This window comes from Halanaerobium sp. DL-01 (assembly GCF_003338615.1).
GTDB lineage: Bacteria > Bacillota > Halanaerobiia > Halanaerobiales > Halanaerobiaceae > QPJE01.
In genome coordinates, this window is record NZ_QPJN01000024.1 from 34,071 (window position 1) to 40,362 (window position 6,292).

Here is a 6,292-nt window from a genome sequence, read left to right on the forward strand (position 1 = left end):
ATTTCCTCCTCAACCTGCTTTTTTAGGAAGATCTCTAGTTGCTACTACATCAGCACCTGTTTCTAAAATATTTTCTATAATCACCTGGCCAATCTTTACAGGAGCCTTTACTTTGGTTTTACCTATAATTTTCATTGCATCATGAATAATTTCCAGAGAAATAGGTTTTGTAGTTTTGACAGGAACAAGTGGTAAAGCCCCATCTTTAACAGCTACTGTTGTCGGCAATATTCTCGTTGGTGCAATTATTTCTTCTCTTGCATAGTCAGCTCCCTGGGGACAGGCATTACCTTGTATATCTAATATTTCATTACCTTCATATTTAACTGTCACTTCACATCCTTTTGGACAGGCAACACAGGTGAGAGTTTTAGTTTCACTCATTTATTCTCCCTCCTTTTCAATTATATCTACAGTTATCTCTTCAATTTTTCCAAGATCATTAAGTGTTTTCTGTGCTAATGGAACACTCAGCATTTCACCAGGTTTTGCAAATGGTTCATTAAAAGAATAAAGCTCTTCTCCATCTGCTGATAATTTAATTTCACAGGCAGTAAGAGGAGTTGTTACCCTCATATAGAGCGGTATACGTTTTCTATCTTTATCTTCCAGTTCAATATTTTGCGGTATAACATATGAAACATTCTTTCCTGCATTTATTTTTATTTTACTATCAGATCTTCTCATATCACCTTTAACATATTTTGCAGCCCAGTCACCGGCTATTTCTGCTTCCTGGGTAACCCAATCAACTAAATCATGTACATGCAGAACATTACCACAGGCAAAGATACCTTCAACATTAGTCTCTCTACCTTCATTGACAATAGCTCCGCCTGTTCTATCATCCAGAACAACATCAGCTTTTTTAGAAAGCTCATTTTCAGGTATTAAACCTACAGACAGCAGAAGTGTATCGGCTTCTATTCTCTCCTCAGTACCTGGTATTGGTTTCAAATTTTCATCTACTTCTGATATTTCGACTGCCTCTAACCTTTCATTACCTTCAATTCTGGTTACTGTATGATTTAATAAAAGTGGTATATCATAATCCTGTAAACACTGAACAACATTTCTGGTTAAACCACCAGTATAAGGAAGAATTTCGCAAACTGCTTTTACATCAGCTCCTTCTAATCGCATTCTTCGGGCCATGATTAATCCAATATCTCCAGAACCAAGTATTACAACTTCTTTACCCGGCAGCAGACCTTCTATATTTGTATATCTCTGTGCTGTACCGGCTGTCAATACACCTGCAGGTCTGGTGCCAGGAATTCCAATCGCACCAGCAGTTCTTTCTCTACACCCCATGGCAAGTATAACTGCACCAGCTTCAATCTCTAGAAAACCATCTTCTCTATTCATGGCATATACTTTTCTATCCGGACTGACATCCAGCACCATGGTATCTAATTTAACCTCAATATCTCTGTCCTCAACATCATCTATAAATCTCTGGGCATATTCTGGCCCTGTTAATTCTTCTTTAAAATGATGAAGTCCAAAACCATTATGAATACACTGGGGTAAAATTCCTCCCAACTCAAAATCTCTTTCCAAAATCATTACATCTTCCACACCATTATCAAACACTTTAACTGCTGCAGCCAGTCCTGCTGGACCTCCACCAATTACTACAACATCTTTTTTAAGTTTAAGCATTATCCATCACCTTGCTTCCAAGTAGCTCTTTAATTTTATATTCAATAATTTGCGAATTAGTTTCTTCCTGTTTAACCTCTGTAGGGTCGATTCCTAATTCTTCAGACAGAATTTCTAACACTCTTGGGCCACAAAACCCACCCTGACATCTTCCTGCACCGGCTCTTGTTCTTCTTTTAACAGCATTTACTGTTCTTGCACCAATTGGACCATGTATTGCATCCAGTATCTCCTTATATGAAACTGTTTCACAGCGACAGATTATTTTTCCATACTTTTTATCTTTTTCTACCATTTTAGCTCTTTCTTCATTGCTCATTTCGTAAAATCTTACTGGCTCTTCTCTTTTTTCTATAACATTTTTCTTTTCTTCCAGTTTAAGACCTTCATCTTCCAGAATATCAAGAGTCATATCAGCAATGGCAGTAGCAGATGATAGACCTGGAGACTGAATTCCAGCCACATTGATAAATCCATGTACATTGTCAGCAGCTTCTATTACAAAGTCTTCAGTTTTATCAGCAGCTCTTAGACCTGCAAATACCCGTATAGTATCTTTTAATGTTAAATCAGGGAACAGCTTTTTAGCACCATTATAAACTTTTTCCAGCCCTTCAGGTGTTGTTGATAAATCAGTTTTATCATCTATCGGATCTGAAGTTGGTCCAATTAATAAATTGTTTTCTATTGTCCTTGTAACAACAATTCCCTTTGAAATAGGTGTTGGTATTGGAAAAATAACATGATTAACATCAAAATCTTTAGCCTTATCATAAATATAATATTCACCCTTGCGCGGGCGTATTTCAATTTTTTCAATTCCAACCATTCTGGCAACATCATCTGCATACAAACCGGCAGCATTTATAACATAATTAGCCCCAAAATTACCTCTGTTTGTTTTTACACCAACAACATTACCATCTTCTGTTAAAACATCTAAAACTTCTGTTTCTAATTCTATTTCAACTCCATTTGCCACAGCATTTTCAGCCATTGCAAGTGCAAATTCCCAGGGAGTAGTTATTCCTGCAGTTGGCGCCCAAAGAGCTGCTTCGGCATCTTTAGTTAAATGTGGCTCATTTTCCCGCAGCCATTCTTTATCTACAATCTTTAAACCTTCAACTTTATTTTTCTTTCCTTTTTCTAAAAGTTCATCAAGTATGCTTAAATCATCACCCTTAACACCTACAACAAGTGAACCAATTTCTTTAAACGGTATACTTAAATCTTTAGCTATTTGTTTGATTTCCACATTTCCTTTAACATTTAAACGCCCCTTTAGTTTATTCGGATCTGCATTGTATCCAGCATGTATTATTGCTGTATTTGCCTTTGTTGTACCGGATGCAAGATCAGGTTCTTTTTCTAAAAGTAAAACATTCAAATTATATCTTGAAAGTTTCCAGGCAACTGCACACCCGGATACACCTCCTCCAACAATTATTATATCATATTTTTTATTACTCAATTAAATAACCTCCTTAAACTACTTACATAATTATTTTATATTTATTAAAAATTGAGAGTAAAAAAAACTCAACCAGATAGACATAGATATCCTATGCTATCCGGATTGAGCTTTCTCCATTTCTCCAGCCTAAACCGTAATTAAGTGTATTTTATTCTAATTTAATGTATTTTGCTGTATATTAAACTATTTTATTCTTCTGACCAACCCTGAGCTCTTTCTACAGCGCGCTTCCAATTTGAGTAGAGCTTTTCTTTCTTTTCTTCTGCCATACTTGGTACAAACAGTTTATCTCTATCCCATTTGGCTACAAGTTCATCTAAATTATCCCAGTAACCAACTGCAAGTCCGGCCAGATAGGCTGCTCCTAAAGCTGTAGTTTCATTTATAACAGGCCTTTCTACTTCCACACCAAGTATATCAGCCTGAAATTCCATTAAGAAATCATTCATGGCTGCTCCACCATCTACACGCAGTGTCTTCAGTTCTATTCCTGAATCAGCTTCCATAGCTTCAAGTACATCCCTTGTCTGATATGCTATTGACTCAAGTGTCGCTCTAATTAAGTGTTCTTTTGATGATCCCCTTGTTAGACCAACAATTGTTCCTCTTGCATACATATCCCAGTATGGAGCACCTAAACCTGCAAAGGCAGGTACAACATATACTCCACCTGTATCATCTACTTTACGAGCAAAATATTCTGAATCAGGTGAAGAATCAATAATATTCAGTTCATCTCTTAACCACTGAATTGCAGCTCCAGCAATAAAGATTGAACCTTCCAGCGCATAGTTTACTTTACCATCAAGACCCCAGGCAATTGTTGTTAAAAGCCCATGTTCTGATTTTACTGCTTCTTCTCCTGTATTCATCAGCATAAAACAGCCTGTACCATAAGTGTTTTTTGCCATACCTCTTTCATAACATACCTGGCCAAATGTTGCTGCCTGCTGGTCACCGGCAATACCTGCTATCGGTACATTTTCTCCGAAAAAATGGTAGTCTATAGTTTTACCATAAACTTCACTGGAAGCTTTCACTTCTGGCAGCATTGATTTTGGTATATCTAAAATTTCTAACATTTCCTCATCCCACTTAAGGTCAAATATATTATAAACTAAAGTACGAGAAGCATTAGAATAATCTGTTACATGTGTTTCTCCTCCTGAAAGTTTCCAGATCAACCAGGTATCTATAGTACCAAAACGAAGTTTACCAGCCTCAGCCTTTTCTCTGGCTCCTTCCACATTATCAAGAAGCCACTTTATTTTTGTGCCGGAAAAATATGCATCAACAACAAGTCCTGTTTTGTTTTTGATCTTTTCTTCCAGTCCTTTATCTTTTAGATCATCACAGATAGAAGCTGTTCTTCTATCCTGCCATACTATTGCATTATGAATAGGTTTGCCTGTCTCAGCATCCCAGACTACTGTAGTTTCACGCTGATTTGTGATTCCAATACCGGCAATTTGTGCTGGCTTAATATTTGCTTTTCCTAAAGCATCAGCAATTACACCTAAAGTAGTACCCCAGATTTCATCCGGATCATGTTCCACCCAGCCAGGCTTTGGATAATACTGTGTAAACTCTTTCTGAGCTGCATTAACAACTTCACCTTCATGGTTAAAAATCATTGCCCTCGAACTGGTGGTCCCCTGATCAATAGCTAAAATATACTTATCCAAAATGATCAACTCCTTTTTTAATATTTGTCGATCTATATTAATATTAATATATTTTGATATTAATTACTGAAGGAAAAGCATAACAACAGTAGTTAAAGTTGCTATAGTGGCTGCAGGAGGATCAATATGTGTATCTCCCCAGTCATAAAATAGCCTTGCAAAAAATTCACCCAGAAAAGCTCCTAAAATGCCAAAAATACCTCCTACAATTACACTACCTGTAGCCATAGCCGCTAAAGCAGCAGGTAAAGCAATATGGTGGGTTACTGGAGATCCACCAATAGTAGATAATATAATTAGAGAAGCAGCTGCAATACCAAAACCAATAAAAGAACTACCTGTAATTAATGAAATCTTACTTGATACTAATCCTACGCCAAGTCCTATCATTAACAATTCTCCAGCATGCATCTGGAAAGGAAGCCAGGCAATATCTTCACTTGGTGACCATCTGGAATCTCCATGTTCGGGGTTATATGTACCAATTACCCCGGTATCACTGAACATAACACGTTTAATTATTGCAGAAATAACAACTGTTAAAGCAATTGTATCAGTAGGAGTCCCAACACCTGCTATAATACCATTTACAAAATAACCTAATATACCAAAAAGTCCACCTACCAAAAGTACACTGGGATCTTTAAATTTCATCAGTGGTGTTATAATATCTCTTCCTTCTACATAACCTTTTCTAGCTGCATATGCTGCTGCAGCTGCACCAGCGGCAAATCCAATGTGAGGTCCAAACCAGGTACCAAAGCCAATTGCGTTTGTAAAAGATCCTACTCCACTCGCAACAGAGATAGCTTCACCAGCAATAACTAAAAATCCACAAAAGATAAATGAATTCAAAGCCCCTAAAGCTGCACCAAAAACACCGCCACCAAATGCTGATAAAATAAGTCCTAAATTAAATAATCCAGCCATTTTTAGTCTCCTCCTAGTTAATATTTTATTTTAAAATGATTAACCTAACTACTACCTGCTTTCTTTACCTACTGCCTCCTTTCATATATTTTAGATTTAAACACAGAAAAAGCCCTATTGAAAACTAAAAATAAATAACTTATATTTATTATAGCATAGTTATTCCCCTTAGTCATCAATAAGGCTTTCTCCAAGTCTCCACCTTGTTATATTCTTTTTTAAACTTCTTTTCAAGAAAATTATATCATTAGTTTTCAAATTTGTCAAACAATTTTCACAAAAACATCTATTTAGTATATTTAATATATATGATCATCTAAAAGTAACTCAGGAGAATAATTCAAAGCAATATTACATAGTAATAAAATATAATAGAGATATGTAAAATTTTGAACAAAATGAAGTAAAAATAATATTAAATAAAAAAAGACCAATAAAGGTCTTAAAATAAAAATGGCTCCCCGAGCAAGACTCGAACTTGCGACTCGATGGTTAACAGCCATCTGCTCTACCAACTGAGCTATCGGGGAACAAAAAA

General features: G+C 36.2%; 5 protein-coding genes and 1 tRNA gene. All 6 read right to left on the reverse strand.

The window, feature by feature from the left end; genetic code table 11:
* Positions 1–9: 9 nt before the first annotated feature.
* The gene (locus DER71_RS08795) at positions 10–384 is read right to left on the reverse strand and encodes a DUF1667 domain-containing protein (protein WP_114456803.1); all 375 of its coding nucleotides are present in this window, start codon (positions 382–384) and stop codon (positions 10–12) included.
* Complete coding sequence (locus tag DER71_RS08800) at positions 385–1,665, reverse strand: NAD(P)/FAD-dependent oxidoreductase (protein WP_114456802.1); 1,281 nt, start codon at positions 1,663–1,665, stop codon at positions 385–387.
* Positions 1,658–3,136, reverse strand: a complete 1,479-nt coding sequence (locus DER71_RS08805; protein WP_114456801.1) for an NAD(P)/FAD-dependent oxidoreductase — start codon at positions 3,134–3,136, stop codon at positions 1,658–1,660. The genes DER71_RS08800 and DER71_RS08805 overlap by 8 nt, the downstream gene beginning before the upstream one ends.
* A gap of 191 nt (positions 3,137–3,327) precedes the next feature.
* Positions 3,328–4,824 (reverse strand): glycerol kinase GlpK, encoded by a 1,497-nt coding sequence (gene glpK / locus DER71_RS08810; RefSeq protein WP_114456800.1) that lies wholly within the window; start codon positions 4,822–4,824, stop codon positions 3,328–3,330.
* Between the two features lie 63 nt (positions 4,825–4,887).
* Positions 4,888–5,754 carry a hypothetical protein gene (locus DER71_RS08815; RefSeq protein ID WP_114456799.1) on the reverse strand — a complete coding sequence of 289 codons (867 nt, stop codon included), beginning with the start codon at positions 5,752–5,754 and terminating at the stop codon, positions 4,888–4,890.
* Positions 5,755–6,208: 454 nt separating this feature from the next.
* Positions 6,209–6,284 (reverse strand) — tRNA-Asn (locus tag DER71_RS08820).
* Positions 6,285–6,292: the final 8 nt, after the last annotated feature.

What these genes read in the sequence shown, in the direction of transcription:
- DER71_RS08800 (WP_114456802.1), bottom strand. Translation starts at nt 1,665, where the DNA reads ATGCTTAAACTTAAAAAAGATGTTGTAGTAATTGGTGGAGGTCCAGCA.
- DER71_RS08795 (WP_114456803.1), bottom strand. Translation starts at nt 384, where the DNA reads ATGAGTGAAACTAAAACTCTCACCTGTGTTGCCTGTCCAAAAGGATGT.
- DER71_RS08815 (WP_114456799.1), bottom strand. Translation starts at nt 5,754, where the DNA reads ATGGCTGGATTATTTAATTTAGGACTTATTTTATCAGCATTTGGTGGC.